At 68.3% G+C, this 26,792-nt stretch carries 22 protein-coding genes; 8 read left to right on the top strand and 14 right to left on the bottom strand.

Annotation, left to right across the window (positions count from 1 at the left end):
- Window positions 1-19: 19 nt before the first annotated feature.
- The 3 genes from CFB50_RS07660 to CFB50_RS07650 all read right to left on the bottom strand — a co-directional run bounded on the left by CFB50_RS07660 (window position 20) and on the right by CFB50_RS07650 (window position 3,650).
- The gene (locus CFB50_RS07660) at window positions 20-1,045 is read right to left on the bottom strand and encodes an ABC transporter permease (protein WP_069247769.1); all 1,026 of its coding nucleotides are present in this window, start codon (window positions 1,043-1,045) and stop codon (window positions 20-22) included.
- A 26-nt stretch (window positions 1,046-1,071) separates the two neighbouring features.
- Window positions 1,072-2,655: a sugar ABC transporter ATP-binding protein gene (locus CFB50_RS07655; protein ID WP_089445445.1), complete on the bottom strand. Its 1,584-nt coding sequence runs from the start codon at window positions 2,653-2,655 to the stop codon at window positions 1,072-1,074.
- A gap of 68 nt (window positions 2,656-2,723) precedes the next feature.
- Window positions 2,724-3,650 (bottom strand): sugar ABC transporter substrate-binding protein, encoded by a 927-nt coding sequence (locus CFB50_RS07650; RefSeq protein WP_089446064.1) that lies wholly within the window; start codon window positions 3,648-3,650, stop codon window positions 2,724-2,726.
- Between the two features lie 328 nt (window positions 3,651-3,978).
- Between CFB50_RS07650 and CFB50_RS07645 the strand changes: the two genes are divergently transcribed.
- The 5 genes from CFB50_RS07645 to CFB50_RS07625 all read left to right on the top strand — a co-directional run bounded on the left by CFB50_RS07645 (window position 3,979) and on the right by CFB50_RS07625 (window position 10,330).
- The gene (locus CFB50_RS07645; RefSeq protein ID WP_089445444.1) at window positions 3,979-5,937 is read left to right on the top strand and encodes a bifunctional 5-dehydro-2-deoxygluconokinase/5-dehydro-2-deoxyphosphogluconate aldolase; all 1,959 of its coding nucleotides are present in this window, start codon (window positions 3,979-3,981) and stop codon (window positions 5,935-5,937) included.
- A 40-nt stretch (window positions 5,938-5,977) separates the two neighbouring features.
- The gene (gene iolD, locus CFB50_RS07640) at window positions 5,978-7,861 is read left to right on the top strand and encodes a 3D-(3,5/4)-trihydroxycyclohexane-1,2-dione acylhydrolase (decyclizing) (RefSeq protein ID WP_089446063.1); all 1,884 of its coding nucleotides are present in this window, start codon (window positions 5,978-5,980) and stop codon (window positions 7,859-7,861) included.
- A gap of 59 nt (window positions 7,862-7,920) precedes the next feature.
- Window positions 7,921-8,850 (top strand): myo-inosose-2 dehydratase, encoded by a 930-nt coding sequence (iolE, locus tag CFB50_RS07635; protein ID WP_089445443.1) that lies wholly within the window; start codon window positions 7,921-7,923, stop codon window positions 8,848-8,850.
- A gap of 52 nt (window positions 8,851-8,902) precedes the next feature.
- Window positions 8,903-9,721, top strand: a complete 819-nt coding sequence (gene iolB, locus CFB50_RS07630) for a 5-deoxy-glucuronate isomerase (RefSeq protein WP_089445442.1) — start codon at window positions 8,903-8,905, stop codon at window positions 9,719-9,721.
- 114 nt (window positions 9,722-9,835) lie between these two features.
- Window positions 9,836-10,330: a heme-degrading domain-containing protein gene (locus CFB50_RS07625; protein ID WP_069247763.1), complete on the top strand. Its 495-nt coding sequence runs from the start codon at window positions 9,836-9,838 to the stop codon at window positions 10,328-10,330.
- Between the two features lie 28 nt (window positions 10,331-10,358).
- Here CFB50_RS07625 and CFB50_RS07620 read toward each other — a convergent pair whose 3' ends face one another.
- The 4 genes from CFB50_RS07620 to CFB50_RS07605 all read right to left on the bottom strand — a co-directional run bounded on the left by CFB50_RS07620 (window position 10,359) and on the right by CFB50_RS07605 (window position 15,067).
- Window positions 10,359-11,810: an MFS transporter gene (locus CFB50_RS07620; RefSeq protein ID WP_089445441.1), complete on the bottom strand. Its 1,452-nt coding sequence runs from the start codon at window positions 11,808-11,810 to the stop codon at window positions 10,359-10,361.
- A gap of 76 nt (window positions 11,811-11,886) precedes the next feature.
- Window positions 11,887-12,906: a cyclase family protein gene (locus tag CFB50_RS07615; protein WP_089445440.1), complete on the bottom strand. Its 1,020-nt coding sequence runs from the start codon at window positions 12,904-12,906 to the stop codon at window positions 11,887-11,889.
- Window positions 12,907-12,962: 56 nt separating this feature from the next.
- The gene (locus CFB50_RS07610) at window positions 12,963-14,243 is read right to left on the bottom strand and encodes a CaiB/BaiF CoA transferase family protein (protein WP_089445439.1); all 1,281 of its coding nucleotides are present in this window, start codon (window positions 14,241-14,243) and stop codon (window positions 12,963-12,965) included.
- A gap of 59 nt (window positions 14,244-14,302) precedes the next feature.
- Window positions 14,303-15,067 carry an IclR family transcriptional regulator gene (locus CFB50_RS07605; protein WP_069247759.1) on the bottom strand — a complete coding sequence of 255 codons (765 nt, stop codon included), beginning with the start codon at window positions 15,065-15,067 and terminating at the stop codon, window positions 14,303-14,305.
- A 232-nt stretch (window positions 15,068-15,299) separates the two neighbouring features.
- Here CFB50_RS07605 and CFB50_RS07600 point away from each other — a divergent pair, with 232 nt between their 5' ends.
- The 3 genes from CFB50_RS07600 to CFB50_RS07590 all read left to right on the top strand — a co-directional run bounded on the left by CFB50_RS07600 (window position 15,300) and on the right by CFB50_RS07590 (window position 19,008).
- Complete coding sequence (locus CFB50_RS07600; protein ID WP_089445438.1) at window positions 15,300-16,190, top strand: HpcH/HpaI aldolase/citrate lyase family protein; 891 nt, start codon at window positions 15,300-15,302, stop codon at window positions 16,188-16,190.
- A 198-nt stretch (window positions 16,191-16,388) separates the two neighbouring features.
- On the top strand, window positions 16,389-17,471 hold the full coding sequence (locus tag CFB50_RS07595; protein WP_089445437.1) for a porin: 1,083 nt from the start codon (window positions 16,389-16,391) through the stop codon (window positions 17,469-17,471).
- Between the two features lie 46 nt (window positions 17,472-17,517).
- Window positions 17,518-19,008 carry an MmgE/PrpD family protein gene (locus CFB50_RS07590; protein WP_089445436.1) on the top strand — a complete coding sequence of 497 codons (1,491 nt, stop codon included), beginning with the start codon at window positions 17,518-17,520 and terminating at the stop codon, window positions 19,006-19,008.
- A gap of 53 nt (window positions 19,009-19,061) precedes the next feature.
- Here CFB50_RS07590 and CFB50_RS07585 read toward each other — a convergent pair whose 3' ends face one another.
- The 7 genes from CFB50_RS07585 to CFB50_RS07555 all read right to left on the bottom strand — a co-directional run bounded on the left by CFB50_RS07585 (window position 19,062) and on the right by CFB50_RS07555 (window position 26,784).
- The gene (locus tag CFB50_RS07585) at window positions 19,062-20,000 is read right to left on the bottom strand and encodes a LysR family transcriptional regulator (protein ID WP_069249278.1); all 939 of its coding nucleotides are present in this window, start codon (window positions 19,998-20,000) and stop codon (window positions 19,062-19,064) included.
- A gap of 273 nt (window positions 20,001-20,273) precedes the next feature.
- Window positions 20,274-21,293, bottom strand: a complete 1,020-nt coding sequence (locus CFB50_RS07580; protein ID WP_089445435.1) for a cyclase family protein — start codon at window positions 21,291-21,293, stop codon at window positions 20,274-20,276.
- Complete coding sequence (locus tag CFB50_RS07575; protein ID WP_089445434.1) at window positions 21,290-22,777, bottom strand: MmgE/PrpD family protein; 1,488 nt, start codon at window positions 22,775-22,777, stop codon at window positions 21,290-21,292. Before CFB50_RS07575 ends, CFB50_RS07580 begins: the two co-directional genes overlap by 4 nt.
- On the bottom strand, window positions 22,774-23,637 hold the full coding sequence (locus tag CFB50_RS07570) for an HpcH/HpaI aldolase/citrate lyase family protein (RefSeq protein WP_089445433.1): 864 nt from the start codon (window positions 23,635-23,637) through the stop codon (window positions 22,774-22,776). The genes CFB50_RS07575 and CFB50_RS07570 overlap by 4 nt, the downstream gene beginning before the upstream one ends.
- Window positions 23,634-24,872: a CaiB/BaiF CoA transferase family protein gene (locus CFB50_RS07565; protein WP_089445432.1), complete on the bottom strand. Its 1,239-nt coding sequence runs from the start codon at window positions 24,870-24,872 to the stop codon at window positions 23,634-23,636. Before CFB50_RS07565 ends, CFB50_RS07570 begins: the two co-directional genes overlap by 4 nt.
- Window positions 24,873-24,974: 102 nt before the next feature.
- Window positions 24,975-26,138 (bottom strand): quinone oxidoreductase family protein, encoded by a 1,164-nt coding sequence (locus CFB50_RS07560; RefSeq protein ID WP_089446062.1) that lies wholly within the window; start codon window positions 26,136-26,138, stop codon window positions 24,975-24,977.
- A gap of 58 nt (window positions 26,139-26,196) precedes the next feature.
- Entirely contained in the window at window positions 26,197-26,784 is a 588-nt protein-coding gene (locus CFB50_RS07555) for a hydrolase (protein ID WP_069247751.1), read from the bottom strand.
- Between the last annotated feature and the right edge of the window lie 8 nt (window positions 26,785-26,792).

Raw genomic sequence — 26,792 nt, 5'->3', positions numbered from 1 at the left:
CCCGGCGATGCATGACGGGTCAGCGGCGCTTCTTCTTGTTGCGGTACTGGTCGGCGATCACGGCCGCGACGATGATCGCGCCCTTGACCATCTCCTGGTAATACGCGTCGATGCGGATGAATGTGAAGCCCGACGTCATCACGCCGAGGATCAGTACGCCGATCACGGTGCCGGTCACGCGGCCGAGGCCACCCGACAGCGACGTGCCGCCGATCACGACCGCCGCGATCGCATCGAGTTCGTACATCACGCCCATGCCCGACTGGCCGGAAATCGCGCGCGCGGCCGTCACGGTGCCGGCGATCCCGCTCAGGAGGCCCGCGATCGCGTAGACGAAGATCAGGTGGCGCGTGACGTTGATGCCCGACACGACGGCCGCATGCCGGTTCGCGCCGATCGCATAGGTGTACTTGCCGAAGCGCGTGTAGCGCAGCACGACGTGGAAGATCGCGGCGATCACGAGAAAGATGATCACCGGATTGGCGCCGGCGCCGATGGCCGCGAACTGATCGGTCAGCATCGACACCGGCATCCCGTTGGTGAACCACTTCGCGAAGCCGCGCGCGGCGACCATCGTGCCGAGCGTCGCGATGAACGGCGGGATGCCCGTCATCGCGATCAGCGAGCCGTTCAGCAGGCCGACCAGCAGCCCGACGCACACGCCGGCGAGCACGGGCCAGATGATCGGCAGGTCGGTCAGGTGCGGAAACACCGCGCGGGGAAAGTCGGACACCTGCGCGAGACTGGCCGAGACGACCGCCGCGGCGGCCACGACCGAGCCCGACGACAGGTCGATCCCGCTGGTGATGATCACGAGGTTCACGCCGACCGCGATGATGCCGATCACGGCCATCTGCAGCACGATGATCTCGAGCCGCTCGGTGTTGAACAGGAAGCTCTGGCCGACGACGATCCAGCCGACGATCTCGAAGAACAGGCTGATGCCGACGAGCACGAGGAAGATGCTCAGCTCGGGCGGCCACTTCGTGTGCCGCGTCTTGAGGGTCATGGTCTGCGCATCCGCGACCGGGTTCATGTTGCCCATTTCCTTGTCTCCAATCTTGGTTCGGCTCAGCGCGACGCGAGATCCATGATGCGGACCTGGTCGGCGTCCTTGCGATCGACGATGCCGGTCATGCGCCCTTCGTGCATCACCATCACGCGATCGCTCATTCCCAGCACTTCCGGCATCTCCGACGAGATCATCAGCACCGCGACGCCCTTGCCGGCGAGCGCGCTGACGAGCCGGTGGATCTCGGCCTTCGCGCCGACGTCGATGCCGCGCGTCGGTTCGTCGAGGATCAGGATGCGCGGCTGCGTGAGCAGCCACCGGCCGATCAGCACCTTCTGCTGGTTGCCGCCCGACAGGTTCTGGATTTCCTCGTGCAGCCCGGGCGACTTCACGCGCAGCATCCGGCTCATTTCCTCGCAGTCGCGCTTCAGCTGCGCCTGCCGCACGAAATTGAACTTCACGTAGCGGTTGCTGAGCACCGCGGCTTCCATGTTCGCGAGCAGGTCGAGATTCAGGAAGCAGCCGGTGTCCTTGCGGTCTTCGGTGAGGAAGGCCATCCCGTGCTTCATCGCCTGCGCGGGCGTCGTGATGCGCACCGGCTTGCCGTCGATGCGGATCTCGCCCGACGTGGCCGGCACGACGCCGAACAGCGCCTCCGCGACGTTCGAGCGCCCCGAGCCGACGAGGCCGGCCACGCCGAGGATCTCGCCCGCGCGCAGCTCGAAGCTCACGTCGCGGAACACGCCGTCGACGCCGAGGTTCTGCACCGACAGCACGACCTCGCCGATCGGCACCTCTTCCTTCGGGAACATCTGCGTGATCTCGCGCCCGACCATCATGCGGATGATGTCGTCGCGCGTGACGTCGCTCGATGCATGCGTGCCGATGTACTTGCCGTCGCGGAACACCGAGAACTCGTCGGCGATCTCGAACAGCTCGTTCATCTTGTGCGTGATGTAGACGATGCCCTTGCCCTGCTCGCGCAGCTGGCGAATGATCCGGAACAGGTGCGTGACTTCCTTGTCGGTCAGCGCGGAAGTCGGCTCGTCCATGATCAGCACGTCGGAGTCGAACGACACGGCCTTCGCGATCTCGACCATCTGGCGGCTCGCGACCGTCAGCGTGCGCACGTCGGTTTCCGGATCGATGTCGATCGACAGCCGCTCGAACAGCTCGGCCGTCTGGCGGCGCAGCGCGGCGTGATCGATCAGGCCGAAGCGGTTCTTCGGTTCGCGGCGGATCCAGATGTTCTCCGCGACCGTCATGTACGGCATCAGGTTGAGTTCCTGGTGGATCATCGCGATGCCGCGGTCGAGCGCGTCGAGCGGGCCGTTCAGCACGACCGGTTCGCCGTTGATCAGGATCTCGCCCTGGTCGGGCGTGTAGACGCCCGCGATGATCTTCATCAGCGTCGACTTGCCCGCGCCGTTCTCGCCCATCAGCGCATGGACGGTGCCGCGGCGCACGCGGAACTGCACGCCGTCAAGCGCGACGACACCCGGAAAGGACTTGCCGACGCCGCGCACCTCGAGCACGCAGTCGGCCGCGGAAGAAGCCGGCGGGGCCGACGCGCCGGTCGAGCCGGACGAAGCGGCCCGCGCAGCGTCGCCGGCCATCGGGCGCGCGACTCTGGCTGTAAACATGGACGTTCCTCGACAAGTCGTGCGCGAACCCGGTCGTGCCGGGCCCGCGCCATTCAACGGATCACCGGTCAGTGCTTCGCGTACTGGTTCATGTTCTCGGGCGTCACGAGCTCGAACGGCACGTTCACGTAGCGGTCGACGGGCTGCTTCTTCGCGAGCTTGAGCGCGGCCGCGACGGCCTGCTGCCCCTGGCCGGATGCGTTCTGGTACACCGACACCTTCAGCTCGCCGGCCTTCATCGCCGCGAGCCCGTCCGGCGTCGCGTCGATGCCCGCGACGACCGTCTTCGGCGTCAGCTTGCGCGCGGCCTTCAGCGCGTTGATCGCGCCGATCGCCATTTCGTCGTTGTTCGACACGATCGCGTCGAACTTCGTGCCGGAGCTCAGCCAGTTCATCGTGATGTCCTGGCCCTGCGTGCGGCTCCACTTGCCTTCGCGCTTGTCGACGATCTTCATGCCCGAGCAATCCTTCGTCGCGATCACGTCCTCGATGTCCTTGGTGCGGGCGCGCGCCGATTCGTTGGACAGCTCGCCCATCAGCACGAGGAGGTCGCCCTTGCCGCCGAGCAGCTTGCACACCTGGCGCGCCTGCAGCGTGCCCGACTGCTTCTCGTCGGACGCGACGACCGCGACGCCGGCCGGCAGCTTGTCGAAATCGACCGGCTTGCGGTTCACGTACACGAGCGGGATCTTCGCGGCCGTCACCATCTTGGTGATCTTCGGCGTCGCGTCGGTATCGACCGCGTTCACGATGATCGCGTCGACCTTCTGCGCGATCATGTTCTGGACCTGGCTCAACTGCTTGCCGACGTCGTTGCCGCCGTCCTCGATCTGTACCGTCGCGCCGTCCTTCTTCGCCGAATCGGCGATGCTGTTGCGCAGGATGGTCAGGAACGTGTCGTCGAACGACGCCATCGTCACGCCGATCTTCTCGGCATGCGCGAGCGGCGCTGCCAGGATCGCGGCGGCCGCGACGGCCATCAGCTTGGTCTTCATGATCAATCTGTCTCCTCATCTCCGGGGGGCGGAAGACGGCGCGTTGCGCGCCGCCGGGCCGAGTCCGATCGGGGCCCCATCGGGTCCGATCGGGACTGAAGCATCCGGATGAAACTGTAGATCACTTCCTCGAAAATTTGGAAATTTATTTCTACGTGATTTCACCTAGGGAACTGGATTTCCAAAAAGTCTAGACTCCGTTCCGTAGCCCGATTCCTTGCGGCAGGCAGTCCCGCGTCGTGCAGCACACGGTGCGGCTCGCCGCCCGAGGTTCGGTCCCCTAATCCGCCGGCATCGCCGAACGCCGGCCGCGAGCGTGACACGTGATATGAGCCTGCTGAACTTTCCGAGTGACCGCCCCATCGATCTCGCCTGCCTCGGCCGCGTGGCCGTGGATCTCTATGCGCAGCAGTACGGCAGCCGCCTGGAGGATGCGCGCAGTTTCCAGATGTATCTCGGCGGCTCGTCGGGCAATGTCGCGTTCGGCGTGGCCCGGCTCGGGCTGAAGACCGCGATGATTTCGCGCGTCGGCGACGAGCAGATGGGCCGCTTCCTGCGCGAGACGCTCGAGCGCGAAGGCTGCGACACGAGCCAGTTGCAGACCGACCGCGAGCGCCTCACCGCGCTGGTGCTGCTCGGGCTGAAGGACCGCGACACGTTCCCGCTGCTGTTCGTGCGCGAGAACTGTGCGGACATGGCCGTGCGCGCCGACGAGATCAGCGAGGACTTCATCGCCGGCTGCCGCGCGCTCGCGATCACCGGTACGCACTTGTCGACGCCGGGCACGCGCGAGGCGTCGCTGACCGCGCTCGGTTATGCGCGCCGCCATGGCGTCGTGCGGATTCTCGACATCGACTACCGGCCGGTGCTGTGGGGGCTGACCGCGCGCGGCGCGGGCGAAAACCGCTACGTGCCGGACGCGCAGGTGACGCGGCAGCTGCAGCAGGTGCTCGGCGAATTCGACCTGCTGGTCGGCACCGAGGAGGAATTCCTGATCGCGGGCGGCGTGCCGCACGACGTGATCGGCTCGTTGCAGGCGGTGCGCAAGATCACGAATGCGACGCTGGTCGTCAAGCGCGGCGCGCTCGGCTGCTGCGTGATCGAAGGCGACGTTCCCGCGCGCATCGACGATGCGCCGACCTTCCTCGGCGAACGCGTCGAGGTGCTCAACGTGCTCGGCGCGGGCGATGCGTTCCTGTCGGGCCTGCTGTCCGGGCTGCTGCGCGGCCGCGACTGGGCCGAGTCGACGCGCATCGCGAATGCGTGCGGCGCGATCGTCGTGTCGCGCCACGCGTGTTCGGCCGCGATGCCGACGCCGGCCGAGCTCGCGCACTGGTTCGACGGCAGCCGCAACCCGGTGGTCGACGCCGACCACGCACTCGCGCACCTGCATCGCGTGACGGTGCCGCGCCGCGAATGGGACGACCTGTGCGTGATGGCGTTCGACCATCGCAGCCAGTTCTACGAACTCGCGGTGCAGGCCGGTGCGGACGAAGCGCGGATCAAGACGCTGAAGCGCCTGCTCGTGCGCGCGGTCGAACAGGTCGAGCGCGATCGCCACATCGAAGGCCACGTCGGCGTGCTGATCGACGGCGGCGGCTACGGCAGCGACGCGCTGGCGTCGGCGACCGGACGCGGCTGGTGGGTCGGCCGCCCGGTCGAGCTGCCCGGCTCGCGGCCGCTGCGCTTCGACGAAACGCGCTCGGTCGGCTCGTCGCTCACGCACTGGCCGACCGAACAGGTCGTGAAGTGCCTCGTGCACTATCACCCGGACGACCCGGTCGACCTGCGCGTCGAACAGGAGCAGCGCGTGCTGGAACTGTGGGAAGCCACGCGCGCCAGCGGCAACGAACTACTGCTGGAAATGATTCCGCCGCGCGCGGTGACGCCGGCCGGCACTGAGGACGACGCGGTGCTGCGCACGATCGCGCGCTTCTACAACCTCGGCGTGAAGCCCGAATGGTGGAAGCTCACGCCGCTCACCGCCGACGGCTGGACGCGGCTCGCCGCGCTGATCGCCGAGCGCGACCCGCATTGCCGCGGCGCCGTGATCCTCGGGCTGAACCAGCCGCTGCAATACCTGGTCGACAGCTTCCGCTCCGCGACCAACCCGATCGTCAAGGGCTTCATGGTCGGGCGCACGCTGTGGGCCGACGCATCGCTGAACTGGTTCGCCGGCCGGATCGACGACCAGGCGCTGATCGACGAAGTCGCCGGCAACTTCGCGCAGCTCGTCGACGCATGGCTCGGCCGCCGTGCCGCGGCCGCCCGCGCCGCCGCGGCCTGATGCGACGCCCGCGATGACCCATTCCTCTTCACCGACCGACATGACCTCTACCGTGAGACTGACCGTCAGCCAGGCGCTCGTGCGCTACCTGGCCGCCCTGCGCGCCGAAGTCGTACAGCCCGACGGCCGCACCGAGATCCTGCCGTACTGCGGCGGCGTGTTCGCGATCTTCGGCCACGGCAACGTGGCCGGGCTCGGCGAGGCGCTGCACGCGGAAAAGGACCGCCTGCCGACCTTCCGCGCCCACAACGAGCAAGGGATGGCCAATGCGGCCGTCGCGTTCGCGAAAGCGAATTTCCGCCAGCGGATGATGGCCGCGACGTCGAGCATCGGCCCCGGCGCGACCAACATGCTGACGTCGGCCGCGCTCGCGCACGTCGGCCGGCTGCCGCTGTTGCTGCTGCCCGGCGACGTGTTCGTGTCGCGGCTGCCCGACCCGGTGCTGCAGCAGGTCGAGGATTTCGAACAGGGCGACGTCAGCGCGAACGACTGCTTCCGGCCGGTGACGCGCTACTTCGACCGGATCACGTCGCCCGAGCAACTGCTCGCCGCGCTGCCGCGCGCGATCCAGGTGATGACCGACCCCGCGCAGTGCGGCCCCGTGTGCCTCGCGTTGCCGCAGGACGTACAGACCTTCGCGTACGACTGGCCCGAGGATTTCTTCGCGTCGCCGGTGATCCGGATGCGCCGGCCGCCGGCCGACGCGCTCGAACTCGCCGATGCGCTCGACGTGCTGAAGGCCGCGAAGAAGCCGCTGATCGTCGCGGGCGGCGGCGTGCTGTACAGCCAGGCGTGGGATGCGCTGCGCGCGTTCGCCGATACGCATGGCGTGCCGGTCGCCGAATCGCAGGCCGGCAAGGGCAGCCTCGCGTGGGACCATCCGCTGAATCTCGGGTCGATCGGCGTAACGGGTTCGCCTGCCGCGAACCGCGCGGCCGCGCAGGCCGACGTGGTGTTCGCGGTCGGCACGCGGCTGCAGGATTTCACGACCGGCTCGCATGCGCTCTACGGCAATGCGACGCTCTTGAGCCTGAACGTGCAGCCGTTCGACGCAGGCAAGAAACGCGGCCGTCAACTGGTGGCCGATGCGCGCACGGGCCTCGGCCAGCTGTCGGCCGCCCTCGCCGGCTGGCAAGCCGATCCGGCATGGACCGCAAGCAACCGCGACCAGGCCGCCGCCTGGAACGCGCGCGTGACCGATCTGACGACGCGTATTCCGAAAGACACGCTCCCGTACGACGCGGAAGTGATCGGCGCGGTGCGCGACTCCGCGGCCGACGCGGGCCGCGACAGCGCGCGCGACGACCTCGTCGTGTGCGCGGCCGGCACGCTGCCGGCCGAGCTGCACAAGCTGTGGCGCAGCGGCGTGCCGGGCAACTACCACATGGACTACGCGTACTCGTGCATGGGCTACGAAGTCGCGGGCGGCCTCGGCGCGAAGCTCGCGCGGCCCGAGCGCGAAGTGATCGTGATCGTCGGCGACGGCTCGTACATGATGCTCAACGCGGAACTGGCGACGTCCGTGATGCTCGGCCGCAAGATCATCGTCGTGATCCTCGACAACCGCGGCTACGGCTGCATCGAGCGGTTGCAACTGAATTGCGGCGGCGCGAGCTTCAACAACATGCTCGACGACTGCGTGCCGGAGGGCGGCGAGCGCTCGACCATCGATTTCGCGATGCATGCGCGCGCGATGGGCGCCGAAGCCGTGCACGTGCGCGACATCGGCGAGCTGCGCAGCGAGATGAAACGCGCCCGCGCGGCGACGACGAGCCAGGTGCTCGTGATCGACACCACGCACCGTCGCACGACCGACGACGGCGGCGCGTGGTGGGAAGTCGCGGTGCCACAAGTATCCGAACGCGCCGGCGTCGATGCAGCGCACCGCGCGTATCTCGACGCGAAGACCCGGCAGCGGCGCTGATCGCGCGCACGGCCCACGAACCCTCCCCGCGAAAAACACATTCGAACCAAGGAAGCACCATGAGCTGGAACGTCCGCATCGGTATCAATCCCCTGTCGTGGATGAACGACGACCTGCCGTCGCTCGGCGGCGAGACGCTGCTCGAAACGGCGTTGAAGGAAGGCGCCGAAATCGGCTACGCGGGCTTCGAGCTCGGCAACAAGTTTCCGAAGACGGGCCCCGAGCTGAAGGCGAAGCTCGCCGAGTTCGGGCTCGTGTGCGTGTCCGGCTGGTATTCGGGTTTCCTCGCCGAGGTCGAGCCCGGCATGAGCGACGCCGATGCGGTCGCCGCCGAGATCGAGCGTTGCCGCGCACACCTGACGAAGCTGCAGTACAACGACGTGAAGGTCGTCGTGTACGGCGAATGCGCGGGCACGATCCAGGGCAACATCGACACGCCGGTCGCGAAGCGCCCGCGCTTCGTCGACGACGAAGCCTGGCGACGCTACGCGGCGCGCCTCGACGCGTTCGGCGCACACCTGCTCGACACGTACGGCATCAAGCTTGCCTACCATCACCACATGGGCGCGTACGTCGAGTCGCCCGACGACGTCGACCGGCTGATGGCGCTCACCGACCCGGCGAAAGTGTTCCTGCTGTTCGACACCGGCCACGCGTATTTCGGCGGTGCGGCCGATCCGGTCACGCTGCTGAAGAAGCATGTGTCGCGGGTGGTTCACGTGCATTGCAAGGACGTGCGGCCGCAGGTCGTCACGCAGGCGCGCAACGACGGCTGGAGCTTCCTGAACGGCGTGATCAACGGCACCTTCACCGTGCCGGGCGACGGCGCGCTCGACTACGAGGCGACGCTGCACACGCTGAAGGATGCCGGCTACGAAGGCTGGCTCGTCGTCGAGGCCGAGCAGGATCCGGCCGTCGCGCCGAGCTATGCGTATGCGAAGAAGGGTTACGAATCGCTGCGCGCGATCGTCGACCGGTTGAGCGCGTGAACGCATGAACGCGTGAACGCATGAGCCCTACCCTGTTGCGGAGCCCCACCCCATGACGATTTCTCCCCTGCTGGTCAAAGCCTCTGCCGACCGCGAAATCTGCAACGTCACGCCCGAGTCGGCCGGCTGGAAGCACGTCGGTTTCCGCGCGCTGCGCCTGAAAGCCGGCGACACCGAAACGCTCGACACCGGCGCGCGCGAGCTGTGCATCGTCGTGCTCACCGGCACGGTGCGCGCGGATGTCGACGGCACCCCCTACGATGCGCTCGGCAAACGCGACAGCGTGTTCGAGGACATTTCGCCGGACGCGCTGTACGTGCCGGGCGGCAAGACGGTCACGCTGGTCGCGACGCGCGATGCGGAAATCGCGCTGTGCACCGCGCCGTATGCGAGCGGCGACAAGCCCGTGCAGCGCCTCGACGGCGAGCGGATGCGCCGCTCGGTACGCGGGCAAGGCACCAACACGCGCTACGTGTGCGACATCCTGATGGGCGACAACCCGGCGGCCGACCGGCTGCTCGTGGTCGAGGTCGTCACGCCGGCCAGCCATTCGAGCAGCTATCCGCCGCACAAGCATGACCGCGACGCGGCGCCTGAAGAAACGTCGCTCGAAGAAACCTACTACCACCGGATCGATCCGCCGCAGGGTTTCGCGTTCCAGCGCGTGTACACGGACGACCGCAGCCTCGACGAAGCGTGCGCGGTCGAGGACCATGACGTCGTGATGGTGCCGCGCGGCTACCATCCGGTGGTCGCGCCGCACGGCTACAACCTGTACTACCTGAACGTGATGGCCGGGCCGAGCCGCGCGTGGGCGTTCAAGAACGATCCCGCGCACGAGTGGATGCTCGACGCGGCGCCCAAGCGCTGAAACGCCGACGTGCCGACACGCCGAAGCACTAAACGGAAGACGGGCCCGCGCGCGGCCCGTGACGATGCGACGCCCGGCACGCGCGTACCGCGCCGGCAACGCTACGGAGCCGCCATGGTGACGCCCCTCTTTCGCCTCGACCACCCCGCCTTCGACGACGATGCGTCGAACCCGGCGCTGCCGCACTTCAATGCGTCCGTCGCGCGCCGCATCGGAGAGATCGCGGTCAACCTCGCGTCGCGACGCGGGCTGCCGATCGCGGTCAGCATCGTCGGCGGGCACGCGCCGCTGTTCTACTGCGCGCTCGACGGCAGCGGCGCGCACGACAGCGATGCTGTCCGCCGCCGGCAGAACACGGTGCTGCGTTTCGGCCAGAGTTCGCTCGCGGTCGGCGCGTGCTTTCGGCGTGCCGGCTGGTCGCTGCGCTCGCAGGGCCTGTCGGACGACGATTACGCGCTCGACGGCGGCGGCGTGCCGTTGCGGCTCGACGGCGCCGGCATCGTCGGCGCGATGACGATCGCGGGGCTCGGGTCCGAAGCCAATCACGCGCTCGTCGTCGAATGCTTGCGGTGGCACGTCGGCGCGAATGCGCTGGCGATGAGCGCGTAACAGCCGTTGCGCGGTCGCACGCGCGCCGTCACGAACGGCGCGTCGGCAACACGTCGAGCGTGCTGGCCGGCCGTTTCGCCACGGCCGCATCGGCTTGCTCGTCCGGGATATCGTCGAGCGACCGGTTGTTGGTGCGCGGCCCGAACGCGCCGATCGACAGCATCACGATCAGCATGCTGCCGCCGATCAGCGCGAACACCGCCGATACGCCCGCCCGCTCGAGCAGCAGCGCGACGATGAAACTGCTGACGGCCCCGGTCAGGCGGCCGATCGAATGCACGAAACCGAGCGCGCGCCCGCGGATCGCGGTCGGAAACAGTTCCGCCTGGTACGCGGTGCCATTGCTCGCGAGTACCGTGCTCGACAGCGTGACGAGCAGGCCGAACGCGATGACGAACGGCGCTTGCGCCGACATCGCGAACGCGCTGCCGAACAGCGCGACGCCGAACGCCGACGCGACGATCAGCCACTTCCGTTCGATCCGGTCCGCGATCAGACCGGCGACGAGCGGCGACACCGGATAGGCGAACGCGATCACGAACGCATAGCCGAGACTCGTCGCGACGGTTGCGCCCCGGGCGGCGAGCAGCGTCGGCAGCCATTGGCTGAAGCCGAAAAAGCCGATGCTGAGGAATCCGTTGAACGCGATCAGCATCGCAGTGCGGCCGCGGTATCGCGCCCCCCACATCGACGGCGCACCCGGCGCGAGTGGCACGGCGGCAGCCGGTAGCCGGACCGCGGGCAGCGGCCGGCCGGATTCACGCTCCACCCTCTGTTCGAGTTGCCGCACGATGCGTTCGGCCTCGGCTTCCCTGCCCACGCCGACGAGCCAGCGCGGCGACTCCGGCAAGCGCGCCTGCAGCCACCAGACGACCGCCGCCCCGCTTCCGCCGAGCAGCACGACCCAGCGCCAACCGGACCAGCCGAGCGGATCGTGGGGCACCCAGAGCCACGACACCAGCGCGAGCACCGGCATGGCCAGGTACCCGACGGCGAAGCAGACGGCGAATGCCCGGCCCCGTACCGCCTTCGGCACCAGCTCGGTCAGGAACGCGCCGATCGTGATCAGCTCCGCGCCGACGCCGCAGCCTGCGACGAGGCGGCACACGAGCACGCCGAGCGCGCTCGACTGCACGCACATCATCAGGCTCGCCGCGGTATAGAGCAGCAGCGCACCGGTGAACACCGCGCGGCGCCCGTAGCGGTCCGCCAGGCGCGACACGAACATTTCGCCGATGAACAGCCCGATGAACGTCGCCGCGCCGAGCGCGCCCTGGTCCGACATGCCGAGCAGGCCGCGTGCCCCGGTGTGAAAGATGCCGTCGCGAATCAGCCCGGGCGGCAGATAGGTCATCTGGAACAGGTCGTAGACCTCGAAGAAGCCGCCGACGCTCAGGAACAGCACGAGCTTCCAGATACCGGCTGTCGCGGGCAGGCGATCGATGCGCGCGGCAAGCGATGCCGCAAGGGAGTCAGACATGGCGTGTCCTCGGTAGTCGCCCGCGTGGCGCGCGGGACGGCGGTCATGGCGCGGCACCGGCCGCGCGGCGTGGCAATCACACGGTGGCGACCGGATTGACCGGCGAACCGACGAGCCCGCGCAGATGCAGCGGCGGCGCGGTCAGCAGGAAGCGGCTGCGGTGATGGGCGTGCAGCCAGTCCGCGAGCGGCGTCAGGTGCCACAGTTCGCCGAGATGGATGCCGAGCTTGAACAGGCACAGCTCGTGCAACGGCATCAGCGCACCCGGCTGGGCGAACGGCTGCGCGTCGCGCGGGCGCTCCTCGACCGCATGGTTGTCGGCCGCGAGCGCCGCGAGCCCCGACGCGTCGATCCAGTTCAGCAGGCGCGCGTCGGCCCCGTCCAGCACGCAGCAGGCGTGCGGCGCACCGGTCTCGCCGCGCGCGGCCGCTTCCAGCAGACGGTCGGCGAAGCCCGTATGCACGCACACGATATCGCCGCGCTCGACGCTCACGTCATCCGCGCGCAGCACCGCCATCCAGTCGTCGAAGCCGATCTTGCGCCGCGCGTCGCCGAAGTGACGGCGCAGGTCGACCATCACGCCGCGCCCCTGCACGCCCGTCCGTGCCATCACCTCGATGCCGAGCGCCCGTGCGCCGCCTTCCGGCGCGCCGGTCTCCGGCACGCGGATATGCTCGCCCATCCGGTAGCCGTTGTAGAACACCCGGGTCTTTTCACCGTCGCCCGCCGGATCGAACAGCGAGCCGACGTGCGACAGCGCGTCCCATTGCGTCGAGAACTGCGAATGCATGCAGAACGCGTCGTCGCACACGACATCGGTTGCGTTCGCAACCTGTTCGTCCGCGCGATAGCCGAAGTACGGCCTGTCGCCGACCAGCGCCGGCATGATCGCCGGCGGACGCCGCCGTGCGTTGAGTCCGCCGCCGCGCGGCACGTCGAGCGGCAGGCTCAGCGAAAAAACGCGGCCTTCGCGCACTTCCGCGACGCCGCGCAGCACGGCGTCGGGCGTCAGCCAGTTCAGGCGCCCTTTCTGGTCGTCCGGGCCGAAATCGCCCCAGTTCGAGCCGGGCGGCCGATGGGTCCAGCGCGGATTCATGGTGTCTCCTCCATGCAATGTCCGGTGCATCCGGTTTCCGTCGTTGCGCGGTCCGCTTACCGTGAACGGATCACGCCCCGCGCAGCGAGCCGCGCGTACTCGTGCTCGCCGAGCAGCGGCTCGAGGATCTCGCGGTTGTGTTCGCCGAGCGCGGGCGCGGGCCGGCGGAACGCGCCGGGCGTACCCGACAGGCGCGGCGTGACGTTGTGCATCGGCAGGCTGCCGACGTCGTCGTCGGGCAGTTCGACCAGCGCCTCGCGCTCGATCACGTAGCGATCCGCGACGATCTGCGCGATGTCCTGGATCGGCCCGACCGTCACGCCCGCTTCCTCGAAGAACGCGAGATTGGCATCGAGATCGCGTGCGACAATGAATTCGCCGACGATCGCGTCGAGCGCCTCCGCATGCCGCACGCGCAGCACGTTGGTGGCATAGCGCGGATCGTCGACCAGATCCGCGCGGCCGATCGCGCGGAACAACCGTTCGGCCATCGCCTGCGTCGAACTCGACAGGCACAGCCACTTGCCGTCGCGGGTGCGATACGCATTGCGCGGCGCGGTGTTCGTCGAGCGGCTGCCGGTGCGCGGCTTGATCTCGCCGGTCATCACGTAGTTCGCCGCGGCCGGCCCGAGGATCGACAGCAGCGGCTCGAACAACGACACGTCGATCACCTGCCCCGCCGCCCGCTGCGTCCCGCGTGCATGCAGCGCGACCAGCACGGCGAGCGCGCCGGACATCCCTGCCGTCATGTCGGCAAGAAACATCGGCGGAAGGACCGGCTCCCGATCGGCGAATCCGTTGATCGCGGCGAAGCCCGCATAGCCTTCGGCGAGCGTGCCGAAGCCCGGCTTGTGGCGATACGGGCCGGTTTGCCCCCAGCCGGAAATCCGCGCGATCACCAGTTCCGGCCGGATCGCGAGCAGGTCGTCGGGGCCGAGCCCCATCCGCTCCGCGACGCCCGGCTTGAAGCTCTCGACGAACACGTCCGCGTCGCGCACCAGCCGGCGCACGATGTCGACGCCCTCCGGCGTGCGCAGATCGACGCACACGCTGCGCTTGTTGCGTCCGTAGACCTTCCAGTTCGTGCTGATTCCACCCGCGCCGACCGCGCGCAGCGTATCGCCGCGCTCGCTTTCGACCTTCACGACATCCGCGCCGAAGTCGGCGAGCTGCACGCTCAGCATATTGCCGGCCATCAATCGCGACAGGTCGACCACGCGCACGCCGGACAGCGGTCCGCCCGCGCCTGCGTCGAACGATTTCTGACGGATCGGACCGGTGGGCGCGCGACGATGCGCGCCGGCCGCATGAGCGGCCTGCGTGTCGGGTACGGACATGACTGTCTCCTGGTAGGTGTCTGTCGGTGGGTCAGGGAGGCGCGCGCCGCGCGCCTGCGCTATTCGAGCAGCGCGCCAAGCTGGTCGGCCGCCGGGAACGGCGCACCCGCGGCGGGCAGGTCGCCGCCGAGCGCATGCGTCAGCTCGGCAGCGGCGGCCTGCACGTACGGCAGGTAATCGGCCAGCACTTTCTTGTTGAAGCGATAGCGCGGCACGCCGAGCGAGATTGCCCCGCTCAGCACGCGGCCGACGCCGAACGCCGGACATGCGATCGCCGCGCTCTCCGGATCGCGCTCGGCAATCGACACCGTGTAGCCCTGCTCGGCCGTCTTCTCGTACTCGCCGCCGCGCGTGCCGGAAAACGCGAGCAGCACGCGCCCCGCCGCGCCGACGTCGAGCGGAAATCGGTCGCCTTCGCGCAGATGCGTACGCACCGCGCGCTGGGCCTGGATGCGGAACAGGCAGACGCGCTGGTCGCCTTCGCGCACGTAGAACGCGGCGGTTTCGCCGGTCTGCACCGACAGCGTCGACAGAATCGGCATCACATGCTCGCGCAGCTGGAACGACTCGCGGTACATCACGCCGAGCTGGAATACGGCCGGCCCCAGCACGTAGCGCCCGTCGGGCAAACGCTTGATGAAGCGGAACTGTTCGAGGGATTCGAACATCCGCAGCAGCGTGCTCATGTTGAGCCCGGTCACCTCGCTGACCTGCGCGAGCATCAGCCCGCCGGGCGCGCCGGAGAAAGCCAGCAGCGCGGTCAGCGCGCGATTGACCGCGGCCACGCCGCCTTCTGCCGGGTTGTTCGTCTCCACCTTGCTCATGTCCGCCTCACGCTGTGCCGGGCGACCGGGTGATCCGCATCGCCCAAGATCATCTAAAAATGAAAGTAACTTTCATTATACGCAGAGTGCCGACGACATCAACATGAATTCGCATGGCGCAGATCGTTCATCTTCTTTCAATTCCCGTTATTTATAGGCGTTAACGATAATCTTGACGAATGCGCCAATCAGTCACAAAAATGAAAGTGACTTTTATTTTACGAGAACGACGATGAACCCCTCTTCCCAACCCGTCTGGCGCTCGCTCCTCTACGTCCCTGCCCACGTCCCCCGTTTCGTCACGAAAGCCGCGACCAGCGCAGCCGATGCGCTGATCCTCGACCTCGAGGACAGCGTCCCGTTCGCGTGCAAGCCCGACGCCCGCGCCGGCCTCGCCGACGCCGTGCCGATGCTGCGCGGCGCCGGCTGCGACGTGCTGGTCCGCGCCAACGGCCCGCTCGACCTGCTGGTGCCGGACCTGCGGGCAGCCGTGCGGGCCGGCGTGCACGGCGTCGTGCTGCCGAAAGTGCGTGGCGGCTCGCACGTCGAGGCGATCGACGAACTGCTGGCCACGCTCGAGGACGAAGCCGGTGCCGCGCCCGGCAGCACGCGTATCGTCGCGATCATCGAAACGCCGCGCGCGTTCCAGGCAATGGACCGTATCGCGCGCGCCTCGCCGCGCGTCGTCGCGATGATGCTCGGCGGCGGCGACTTCGCGCTGAACTGCGAAAGCGGCACCGGCGCCGACGTGCTGCGCGTGCCGAAGCAGTTGCTGATCATCGCCGCGCGAGCGGCCGGCATCCTGCCGCTCGGCCTGATCGACGGTCTCGACGAACTGCGCGACCTCGATGCGTTCGAGCGCATCGCCTGCGCGTCCGCGGCACTCGGCTATGCGGGCGCCACCTGTATCCATCCGCTGCAGGTCGATGCGCTGAACCGCGCGTTCCGCCCCGACGACGATGCAGTGCGCGACGCGCGCGCCGTGCTCGCCGCCTACGACGACGCGCGTGCCAACGGCCGCGGCGCATTGCGCATCGACGGCCGGATGGTCGACGCCGCCGGCGTCGCACAGGCGGCGCGCGTGCTCGCGCGCGACGCCGCCGTACGGGCGCGCGCACGCTGACCCGCGCGAGCCTGCGATGCGCCCGTCCCCCCGCGTGATCCCGCAGCCACGCCTCGCCCGCGTACGTCGCCCGACGCACGCGAGCGGCCCGGCGCGGCACGCCCCGTTCGCCGTCCGCCCCGGATAGCGCTGCGGCGCCGCGCCTCTCGACCCGCGCGGCGTATGGAGAACAACAACCTCAAACAAGGAGACAGCCCCATGGGCAAGCGAATGTCCGCATTGTGCGGACTGGGCCTCGTATCGGCCGGCGCCTGCGCGCAAACCAGCCTCACGCTGTATGGCGTCGCCGACGTGTACACCGAATTTCTCACCGGCCAGGTCGCACCGGACGGCAAATCGTCGGCATCGCTCGTGCGGATGGCGTCGGGCGGCAAGAGCGGTTCGCGCTGGGGCCTGAAGGGCGTCGAGAATCTCGGCGGCGGCTGGCAGGCGGCGTTTCGCGTCGAAAGCAGCATCAACCTGACCAACGGCACCGGTGCCGGCTCGGGCGGCTTCGACCGCTCCGCGTGGGTCGCACTGCAGCACGACCGCTGGGGCGCACTGCGGCTCGGCCGCCAGTACACGACGCTGTTCGACATCATGGAGCGCTATTCGCCGACGGGCGCCTATTCGACGCTGTACGAGCCGGACGGCGCGATCGTCGGCATCAACTATCGCGAGAACAACGTCGTCAAATACCTGGCGAAGCTCGGCGCGCTGACGCTCGAAACGCACTACGCGTTCAGCGGCACGGCGGGCGCGTTCCAGTCGAACGCCGCGTACGGCGCAGGCTTCGACTACGCCGGCGATGCGTTCTCGTTCGCCGCGGCGTTCGACGATGTCCACACGCCGCAGCCCGGCGGCTTCGCGCATTTCCGCCGCTACGCCGCTTCCGCACTCGTGCCGCTCGGCCGCGCCCAACTGCTGGCCGGTGTCGAACACGCGCGCAGCGACATCGCCGCGCCGTCGGTCGTGACGAACTTCACGTTCTGGTGGGCCGGCGTCCGTTACGCGATCACCGATTTCCTGCAGGTGATCGGCGCGGTCTATTACGAACACATCCGTACGCAGAATCCCGCCCATTCACCCGCGCCGGCGTCCCATCCCGTCAGTCCGCAGCAGGTCACGCTGCAGTTGAACTACTTCGTGTCGAAGACGGTGACGCTGTACCTGGCGGGCGGCTACGCGCATCGCGCCGCGCTCGATTTCGACAACGACAACTACAACTTCCTGCACTACTCGCTCGCCGCCGATCGCTCGGGCAGTGCGGGCGTCGCGCTCGGCCTGCGCAAGGCGTTCTGACATTCGCAGCCCCTTCCCGCACCTGACACCTTCGGAGTCCAGAACCATGAACCGCCGCCATTTCCTTTCCGCCCTGACCGGCGCTGCGCTGACACTGCCCGTCATGCGCGCCCGCGCCGATGCGTCACCAGCCGCCAGCGGCGCCACGCGTGCCGACCTGCGCGACACCGACCGGCCCGAACTCGCGCGGCAGCTCGCCGACTATGCAGCCGGGCTGCAGTATCGCGACCTCGACGCCGCGACGGTCGAGACGATCAAGGCGCATCTGATCGACGCACTCGGCTGCGCGATCGCCGCGTATGACGAGCCGCCCGTGCGCATCGCGCGCAATGCGGCGCTCGCCTCGCCCGGTGGTGTCGCGACCGTGATCGGGACGAACCGGCGCACGAACCCCGATCTCGCCGCATTCGCAACCGGCACGGCGCTGCGCTACTTCGATTTCAACGATGCGTATGCCGGCAAGGAAACCGGCCATCCGAGCGACAACGTCGCCGCGTGCCTCGCGGTCGCCGAAGCGCAGCACGCCACCGGCCGCGACCTGATCCTGTCGATCGCGATCGCGTACGAAATCGCGTGCCGGCTGATGGACGCCGCCGCCATCAGCCCCCGCGGCTGGGACCACACCTGCTACAGCCTGCCCGCCGTCGCGCTCGCCACGGGGAAACTGATGCGCCTGCCCGCGCCGCAACTCGTGCAGGCGGTCAACCTGTCGATCAACAGCCATCTCGCGCTGAACCAGACACGGGTGCAGCAGTTGTCCAACTGGAAAGCGCTCGCCGACGCGGACGCGGCGCGCAACGCGGTGTTTTCGACCGAACTCGCCCGCGCCGGCCTCACCGGCCCCGCGCCGATCTTCGAAGGGACGGCCGGGTTCTTCGAGCGGGTATCCGGGCCGTTCACGCTCGATACGGGCGAATTCGGCGGGCGCGGCGGCGCGTTCCGGATCGGCCGATGCTTCGTGAAGTTCTATCCGGCGCAAGGGCTCACGCAAACGGCGATTCCGGCCGCGCTCGCGGTCGCCGCCCAGGTCGGCGACCTGCGGCGCATCCGCCGCATCGAGATCCACACGACCGAAGTCGGCTACGTGACGGCCGGCCGCGATCCGGAGAAATGGGCACCGTCGACCCACGAGACCGCCGATCACAGCCTGCCTTACATCGTCGCGCGGGCGATGCTCGACGGTGACATCACGACCCGAAGCTATGCGAGCGCCGCGCTGCGCGACCCGGCATTGCGCGCGCTGGTCGGAAAAATCACGGTCAGCGCCGATCCGGCGCTGACGGCCCGCTATCCCGCGCATGCGCCGAATCGCGTGACGGCCGTGTGCGACGACGGCGCGATTCATGCGAAGCAGGTGGACGACCTGCCGGGTTCGCCGACACAACCGATGCAGCGCGACGACTACGAAGCGAAGTTCATGAAGAATTGCCGGCCGCACTGGAGCGCGGCACGGATGCGCGCCGCGCTCGATTATCTGTGGCGCCTCGACGAACAGCCCGACGTCGCGACGCTGCCGCCGCTGTTCGTCATGGGCTGACCCGTGCACGGCCGGCATCACGAGGCACCACGAGGCACCACGAGGCTTCACGCTCAGCCGACGCTGAACGCGTCCGCCGCGACATCGTCCTCGAGCGACTCCGCGACCGCAATGATCATGCGACGCATCCAGCCGTGCGCGTTGCTCGCATCGTACCGGTGATGCCAGTACAGCGACCACGTGACCGGCTCCATCGCGAGCGGCAGTTCGCGGATCACGAGGCGCGGATCGCCGAGGCTCAGCGCGTGCCGCTCCGACATGATCACCGCGTACGGCAGCGCATCGAGCATGTTCGGCACGACGAGCCAGTGCGGCACGTTGAGCACGATGCGGCGCTTGCAGCCCATGTTCGCGAGCAGGTTGTCGATCAGGCTGTGGTCGACCGGGTTGATCGATACGTTGAGGAAGTCGAGCGCGAGGAACCGTTCGAGCGTCAGCGGCTTGTCCGCGTCGGGATGCTTGCGGCTCAGCATGCAGACCAGCCGGTCGTGAAATACGGTTTCCGACGACAGCGTGCCGGCATGCTCGAGGCCCGCGCTGATCGCCATGTCGAGCCGCCCCGCTTCGAGCGCTTCGGCCGTCTTGGCGGCGCTCGGATGCACGACGTCCAGGCTGATGTTCGGCGCCGCCGTACGCATGCGCCGCAACAATGCGGGCAGCAGCAGCAATTCGGTCAGATCCGACATGCGGACCGTGAAATGACGTTCCGATGTAAAAGGATGGAATTGATAATCCGATTCAAACAATTCTTCTATTTGTTGCATGATTTGCCGGACCGGCGAGATCAGCGCCTGGGCGCGCGGGGTCAGTTCCAGCCCTATCGCGCCACGCGCGAGGATCTCGTCGTTGAACAGATACCGCAGCCGCGACAGCGCATTGCTGACCGCCGGCTGCGTCAGGCCGACCTTCAGGCCGGCCCGTGTCACCTGTTTCTCGGTCAGCAGCGCATCGAGTATGACCAGCAGGTTCAGGTCGATCGAACGTAGATTCATGATTGTGACCATCCACTAAACGGGTTAATCGCCCTCCCCGGTTCACGATTATCGCAATGGGGAATTCCCCTGATATTTAGTTCAATAAACGAGAATAGTCCAATCTTGACGTTTCAATATTTTTTATATACCTGCCGCCATTGATTCGATTTTTGATTTAAATGACTCGTTTTCCAGGATTTTTTTGAAAAAACGAGTCAATCGAAATCAGCAATCGATGGATGGAAACGGTTCGCGCCGGCACGCGCGTACGGGCCGCCGTCCGCCCGCGCGTCAGACCGTCGCGACCGGATTCACCGGCGCACCGACCAGGCCCCGGATATGCAGCGGGGGCGCGGTCAGCAGGAACCGGTTGCGCCGATGCGCACGCAGCCAGTTCGCGAGCGGCGTCAGATGCCACAGCTCGCCGAGGTGGATGCCGAGCTTGAACAGGCACAGCTCGTGCAGCGGCATCAGCGCCTCCGGCTGCGCGAGCGGCTGCGCATGTTGCGGCCGCTCCTCGATCGCATGGTTGTCGGCTACGAGCGCGGCGAGCCGCGACTCGTCGATCCACTGCAGCAGGCGGGCGTCGCTGCTGTCCAGTACGCACGCACTCGCGACGGTCGCGGGCGACCCGCTTTCGTCGTTCAGCAGCAGATCGGCGAAACCGGTGTGAATGCAGACGATGTCGCCCTGCTCGACGCGCACGTCGTCTTCTTCCATCACGCGCATCAGCTGCGCGAAGCCCACTTTCGTGCGGGCGACGCCGAAGTGATGCCGCAGGTCGATCAGCACGCCGCGCCCCTGCACGCCGGTCCGCGCCATCACCTCGATGCCGAGCGCGCGCGCGCCGCCGGTGGCGTCGCCCTCCTGCGGCACCCGCAGATGCTCGCCCATCCGGAAGCCGTTGTAGAACACGATTTCCGGCACGCCGTCGCCGTCCGCATCGAATACGCCGCCGACATGCGCGAGACCGTCCCATTGCGTCGAGAACTGCGAATGCATGCAGAACGAATCGTCGCAGACCACGTCGGTTGCGTTTGCAACCTGTTCATCCGCGCGATAGCCGAAGTACGGCTTGCCGCCCAGCAGCGCCGGCATGATCGCCGGTGGCCGGCGGCGTGCGTTCAGCCCGCCGCCACGCGGCACGTCGAGCGGCAGGCTCAGCGAGAACGACAGGCCTTCGCGCACCTCGGCAACGCCCTGCCGCACGTTGTCCGGGGTCAGCCAGTTCAACCGCCCTTTCTGGTCGTCCGGACCGAAATCGCCCCAGTTCGAGCCGGGCGGCCGCTTGTTCCAGCGTGGTGTGCTCAAGATGGATCTCCTCCTTCCAGGTTCGCATGCGCGCCGGAGGTCAACGCCGCCAGCCCATCGAGCGGCGCGCCGTCGGCGAGCGCCTGCACCGCGTCGCGCAGTTCGAGCGCGCGAGGCAGGCCGATCGTCGAACTCGCCGCGAGTATGAACTTCGCGACGAGTTCCTGTTCGGTCAGCGGCCGCGCATTGGTGCCCTTGCTCGACTCGACGCGCGCCTCGAGCACCTGTCCGTCGCGCAGTTCCACCCGCAGCACGGCGGGCAGGAAATGCGGGAACCGCTCGTCGCACCACGGATCGCCGACGCAGCGCACCTTCGCGGCCAGCGCACGGCGCGCGGGATCCCGCACGAGCGTGTCGTCGAAATCGTCGAACCAGACCCCGAGCCCGCCGCCGCCGAGCAGCGCGGCCGCGACGGTGTACGGCCCCGAGAACGCCGCCGCATACCCGTCCGGCGGGTTGGCCTTCAGCGCGGCGGGCTCGCCGATCGTGCGCAGCGTCGACGTCGCGACCCGCAGCTCGGCGGACACCACGTCGTCGGCCGTCACGCCCTGCGCCTTCAACTGCAATGCCGCGTCGATGCCAGGATGCGTGAAGTGGTTGCACGGATACGGCTTGAAGATGATCCGGCTCGTCTCCCAGTCGACACCGAGTTCGCGCAGCACCGCGTCGACGTCGGCCAGCTCACCGCACCACGCGCGGAAGAAGCCGAAGCGGCCTTCGAGCGCGGTCGGCGGCGCGGTCACGCCCGCGCCCGCCAGTTCCGCCGCGCTCACGCCCGCATGCGCTGCCCAGCCGCAGTGGATCCGCTTCACGGAGCCGCCGGTGCGATTGGCTTCGAGCAGGCCCGCGCCCATGCTCGCGGCAATGCCGAGCGCGGCGGCGATTTGCGCGGCATCGAGCCCGAGCAGCATCGCCGCGGCCGCGGCGGCGCCGACCGTCCCGCAGATCGACGTCGCATGCTGGCCGCGTTCGAAGAACACCGAATTGCCGATCTGCGGGTTGTAGGCGGCCACGCCGAGCCGGATGCAGATCTCGGTGCCAACCGTGATCGCATCGAGCAACGCCGTGCCCGACGCGCCGCTCGCCTGTGCGGCGGCAAGCGCGGCCGGAATCACCGATGCGCTCGGATGCAGCACCGACAGCATGTGCGAGTCGTCGAAATCCATCGCGTGCGCAAGCGTGCCGTTGACGAGCGCGGCGCTCGCGGCCGGCAGCCGGCCGGGCGCGCCGATCACGGTCGCAGGACCGTTGCCGGCCCAGCGCCGCGCGACCTGCAGCACGGACTGTGCGACGGGCTCGTCATGCGCGATCAGGCTGTTGCCGACGAGGTCGAGCACGCGGGCGGCGGCCTCGACGCGCAGCGTGCGGTCGAGCCCATCGGTGCGCACCGCCGCCGCGAAGCGACCGAGCGCGCCGATGATGCCGTCCGGACTCACGGGCCCGGCGACCGCGGCCGGGGCGGCAAGCGTGTCGGGCGCGTTCATGCCGGTGCTCCGTCGCGCCGGAGATGGGTCGCCAGCGCGAGCGTCACGCGCGCGTTCGCGATCAGCGGCGGCGCCACCACGCGACCGTCGGGAAGCACGAACACCGACGATTCGCCATCCGCCGCATCGACGGCCTCCAGCACCCGCTCGGCCGCATGGATTTCCTCGTCCGACGGCGTGAACACCGCGTTGATGACCGGAACCTGCGAAGGATGAATCGCGAAACGGCCGACGAACCCCATCGATTTCGCACGCAACGTCGACTCCTTCAGACCGTCGAGATCGTTCAGCGTGTGATAAACCGTCTGGATCGGCCCGTTCAGCCCCGCCGCGCGCGACACCACCACGCAGCGCGCGCGACACACTTCGAGCGTGAAGTTGTCGACGCCGATCCGCAGGTCGGCGCGCAGATCGCTTTCGCCGAGCCCGATCCGCTCCAGCCGCGGCGACGCGGTCGCGAGCTGGTAAGCCGTCTCCACGCCATACGCCGATTCGATCAGGATCTGGATCCCCGCTTCGCTGCCGAGCGCATCGAGCCAGCCCGCGACTTCCTGGATATGCGCGGGAAAATCGCACTTGGGCAGACGCAGCGCCTGCAGCGCGGGCAGCGCAATCGCCTCGACATCGTCGCGGCACCATGGACTCCCGATCGGGTTGACGCGCACGTAGGTCGGCTTCGGCGGGCCGCCCGCGAGGATCGCGGCGGCGGCCTTGCGGGCGTCGATCTTGTGGCTCGCCGGCACGGCGTCCTCGAGATCCAGCACGATCGCATCGGCGTCGCTCGCATAGGCCTTCTCGACCACCTGCGTCTTGTGCGCAGGCACGTACAGATAGCTGCGGCAGGTTGCGCTCTGTTTCAAATCACACCTCGTTCGGTCAAATCGGCAAGGTCCTGCGGTTCCAGTCCCAATGCGCCGAATACTTCATCGTTGTGCGCGCCGCGCGACGGCCCGCCCCAGCGGATCGCGCCGGGGGTATCGGACAGCCGGAACGGCACGTTGTGCGTGCGGAACGCGCCCAGTTCGGCGTCGGCCACCGAGACAACCGAGCCGAGCGCCGCATACTGCGGATCGTCGAGCACGTCGGCCACGTCGTAGATCGGCGCGACGGCCGCCTCCGCGCGTTCGAACTCATCGAGCACCTCGGCGCGCGTGCGCTGCCCGATCCAGCCGCCGACCGCCGCGTCCAGTTCGTCCGCATGCTTCGCGCGCTCGACGCCGTTCGCGAACCACGGCTGGTCGATCAGGTCGGCGCGGCCGACGAGCCGCATCACGCGCTCGGCGATGCTGTGCGCCGACGTCGACAGCGCGACCCACTTGCCGTCCGACGTGCGATACACGCCGCGCGGCGAATTGTTCGGCGAGCGGTTGCCGGTGCGCTCGGGCACGCGCCCCGTCTGGTCGTAGCTCGCGACCTGCGCGCCCATCGCCGCCAGCATCGTCTCGATGATCGCGAGATCGACCACCTGCCCGCGTCCGGTGCGATCGCGCGCCTTCAGCGCCGTCATGATCGCGAACGCGGCGGTCAGCCCCGCCACCGTGTCCGCCAATGGAAACGACGGAAGCAGCGGCGGTCCGCCTGCCTCGCCGGTCGCCGCCGCCAGCCCGCTCATCGCCTCCGCGAGCGTGCCGAAGCCGGGGCGGCGCGCATACGGGCCGAACTGGCCAAAGCCCGTCACCCGGACGAGCACGAGCCGCGGATTGATCGCGGACAGCACGTCGTAGCCGAGCCCCCAGCGCTCCAGCGTGCCGGGCCGGAAATTCTCGACCACGACGTCGGCCTGCGCCGCCAGCTCGCGGAAGATCCGCTGGCCGTCGGCCGTGCCGAGATTCAGCGTGACCGCCCGCTTGTTGCGCGCGACCACCTTCCACCACAACGGGACGTCGTCGCGGCGCGCGCCGTACTTGCGCGCCGGATCGCCCGTCGGATGCTCCACCTTGATCACGTCGGCACCGTAGTCGGCGAGCATCGTCGCCGCGAGCGGGCCGGCGAACAGCGTCGCGGCGTCGATCACGCGAATGCCGCCGAGCGGCGCGCGGCTGGAGCTGTCCGACGCCGTGCCGGCGTCGACCTCCCCGGTTTCCACTGAGGCCATGGCGTTCTCCTACGAGATGGATTGCACGGCGCGCCGTGCGTCGCCATCGTCTGCATGACTAATCATCGTGCGACGAGGCAGGCACGGCGCGCGACCCGCGGCTTAGACCACGTTGATCCGATAGATCGGGAAATACGTCTCGATCTTCCCGTTCAGGTAATCGGACGCCAGCTTCGGCACGTCGTCGAAATCGAAGATCTCGGTCGGTTCCTGGCCGATCCAGCCGGTCGACTCCTGGAAGTCGCGGATCGTGATGCTGTCGTCGTAACGCCATGCGTGCGTGTGGATGTGCAGGCGGCGGTTGATGCATTCCGTCGCGCGCAGGTTCCACAGACGCATCCCGGTTTTCCAGCCGACCGTCGCGACGATGCCGGTGCGGCCCGTCACACGCATCGTCGCGCGATACAGTGCGCCGCCGAGATTGTCGAGGAAGATCGCGACGCCGCGGCCGCCGCTCAGCTCGGCGATCGTTTCGGCAAATACGCGCTCCGACTCCCGGTAACGTGCCTGGTAGTCCGGATCGGCGCGGTAGCGCGCCTCGTCATACGCGAGATCCGGAAACTTGCGGCGGTCGACCGGCGTGATGCCAAGCTTCGCGAGTTCCTCGAGCCGGCGATCGTTGCTCGCCGTCATCGCGACGCGAAAGCCCTCGCGCTTCGCCAGCTGCAACTCGGCCAGCGTCGTGCCGCCGCCCCAGCCGAACACCAGATAGTCGGCCGGATCGACGTCCGGCAATTGCGAACGCCAGCACGTCGACGCGACCTTCCAGTTGTCCCATGCGGTGAAGTAGCGGCCGTAGGTCGCCCATTGCAGCAGCGAGTGACGGCTGTCGGTCGGCACCGGCACCAGGTTGTCGGCGCGCATCTTGGTGCGCTGCGCCATCACGCCGATCGTGCCCGGTGCGTCGTACGCGTAGACGAGTTCGGCGAACCCGTATTCGTCGCGCTTGCCGAACGGCATCACCATGCAGATCTCGCCGTCCCTCAGCGTACCGACCGCGCTGCCGCGCTCCAGGACACGCACCAGTGCGCCGTTGCCCAGCACGATCTTGTCCTCGCGGCGCTGGCGGCAGATATCGACCGGATTACGCGACAGCGCGTGGTCGAGGTTCGCTTCCCACGATCCGTACAGCGGCTCGACGAGCACCTCGTCGGCTTCGAGACTGGAAAATTCGAAGGTCTCGCGGCGCAGCTCGCCCGCGACGGGCGGCTGCTGGCGGGTCGGTTCCGGTCCTGCGTAAAGAACCCATGCATCGGTCTTGATCATCGTCATTCCTCGGTAAACGACTGGTATGTGAAAAAGCGCGCCGAACGACTCGCCGGCTTCAGCGCGACTGGGCCTGCTCCAGTGCCGCCTCCACGTCCGCCGCCGCGGCGACCTGCCCGAGCTTCGGGAAGATCTGGGTCAGCGCGAACGTCTGCGCATCGGCCGACGAGGTGCTGACCGCGTCGCTCACGACGACGACGTTGTAGTTGTTTTCGTAAGCCTGGCGCGCCGTCGACTCGACGCCGATGTTGGTCGCGATGCCCGTCAGCACGATGTCGGTGATGCCGCGGCGACGCAGCTGCACGTCCAGGTCGGTGCCGGTGAACGCGCCCCACTGATGCTTCGTCACGACGATGTCGGACGGCGATACGCCGAGCGCCGGCGCGAACGCGCTCCATTCGGGATCGAGATTCGGCGGCGGCGACGGCGCATCCGTCTTCACCTTCAGCGCCACGCCACCGTCCGGCAGGTAGCTCGTGTGCACGTAGATGACGGGCAACCCCAGCGCGCGAAAAGCCGCCGCCAGCTCGACCGTCTTCGCGACCACCTGTGCGCCGGTGTACGGCGTGACCGGCAGCGAGACGATACCGTTCTGCAGATCGATGGCGACGAGCGCGGCGGTGCGATTGAGCGTCGGAATGGACATGTAAAACC

Source organism: Burkholderia sp. AU33423 (genome assembly GCF_002223135.1).
Lineage (GTDB): Bacteria > Pseudomonadota > Gammaproteobacteria > Burkholderiales > Burkholderiaceae > Burkholderia > Burkholderia lata_D.
Note: the sequence above shows the minus strand (reverse complement) of the source record. Positions and strands in the feature narration are given on the sequence as shown.

Bases quoted from the DNA above. Each gene is read 5' to 3' on its own strand.
- CFB50_RS07610 (WP_089445439.1), bottom strand. From the start codon at position 14,243: ATGTCCGTACCCGACACGCAGGCCGCTCATGCGGCCGGCGCGCATCGT.
- CFB50_RS07555 (WP_069247751.1), bottom strand. From the start codon at position 26,784: ATGTCCATTCCGACGCTCAATCGCACCGCCGCGCTCGTCGCCATCGAT.
- CFB50_RS07600 (WP_089445438.1), top strand. From the start codon at position 15,300: ATGAACCCCTCTTCCCAACCCGTCTGGCGCTCGCTCCTCTACGTCCCT.
- CFB50_RS07645 (WP_089445444.1), top strand. From the start codon at position 3,979: ATGAGCCTGCTGAACTTTCCGAGTGACCGCCCCATCGATCTCGCCTGC.
- CFB50_RS07660 (WP_069247769.1), bottom strand. From the start codon at position 1,045: ATGGGCAACATGAACCCGGTCGCGGATGCGCAGACCATGACCCTCAAG.
- CFB50_RS07625 (WP_069247763.1), top strand. From the start codon at position 9,836: ATGGTGACGCCCCTCTTTCGCCTCGACCACCCCGCCTTCGACGACGAT.
- CFB50_RS07650 (WP_089446064.1), bottom strand. From the start codon at position 3,650: ATGAAGACCAAGCTGATGGCCGTCGCGGCCGCCGCGATCCTGGCAGCG.
- CFB50_RS07560 (WP_089446062.1), bottom strand. From the start codon at position 26,138: ATGATCAAGACCGATGCATGGGTTCTTTACGCAGGACCGGAACCGACC.
- CFB50_RS07595 (WP_089445437.1), top strand. From the start codon at position 16,389: ATGGGCAAGCGAATGTCCGCATTGTGCGGACTGGGCCTCGTATCGGCC.
- iolD (WP_089446063.1), top strand. From the start codon at position 5,978: ATGACCTCTACCGTGAGACTGACCGTCAGCCAGGCGCTCGTGCGCTAC.
- iolB (WP_089445442.1), top strand. From the start codon at position 8,903: ATGACGATTTCTCCCCTGCTGGTCAAAGCCTCTGCCGACCGCGAAATC.
- CFB50_RS07575 (WP_089445434.1), bottom strand. From the start codon at position 22,777: ATGAACGCGCCCGACACGCTTGCCGCCCCGGCCGCGGTCGCCGGGCCC.
- CFB50_RS07590 (WP_089445436.1), top strand. From the start codon at position 17,518: ATGAACCGCCGCCATTTCCTTTCCGCCCTGACCGGCGCTGCGCTGACA.
- iolE (WP_089445443.1), top strand. From the start codon at position 7,921: ATGAGCTGGAACGTCCGCATCGGTATCAATCCCCTGTCGTGGATGAAC.
- CFB50_RS07585 (WP_069249278.1), bottom strand. From the start codon at position 20,000: ATGAATCTACGTTCGATCGACCTGAACCTGCTGGTCATACTCGATGCG.
- CFB50_RS07605 (WP_069247759.1), bottom strand. From the start codon at position 15,067: ATGAGCAAGGTGGAGACGAACAACCCGGCAGAAGGCGGCGTGGCCGCG.
- CFB50_RS07620 (WP_089445441.1), bottom strand. From the start codon at position 11,810: ATGTCTGACTCCCTTGCGGCATCGCTTGCCGCGCGCATCGATCGCCTG.
- CFB50_RS07565 (WP_089445432.1), bottom strand. From the start codon at position 24,872: ATGGCCTCAGTGGAAACCGGGGAGGTCGACGCCGGCACGGCGTCGGAC.
- CFB50_RS07615 (WP_089445440.1), bottom strand. From the start codon at position 12,906: ATGAATCCGCGCTGGACCCATCGGCCGCCCGGCTCGAACTGGGGCGAT.
- CFB50_RS07655 (WP_089445445.1), bottom strand. From the start codon at position 2,655: ATGTTTACAGCCAGAGTCGCGCGCCCGATGGCCGGCGACGCTGCGCGG.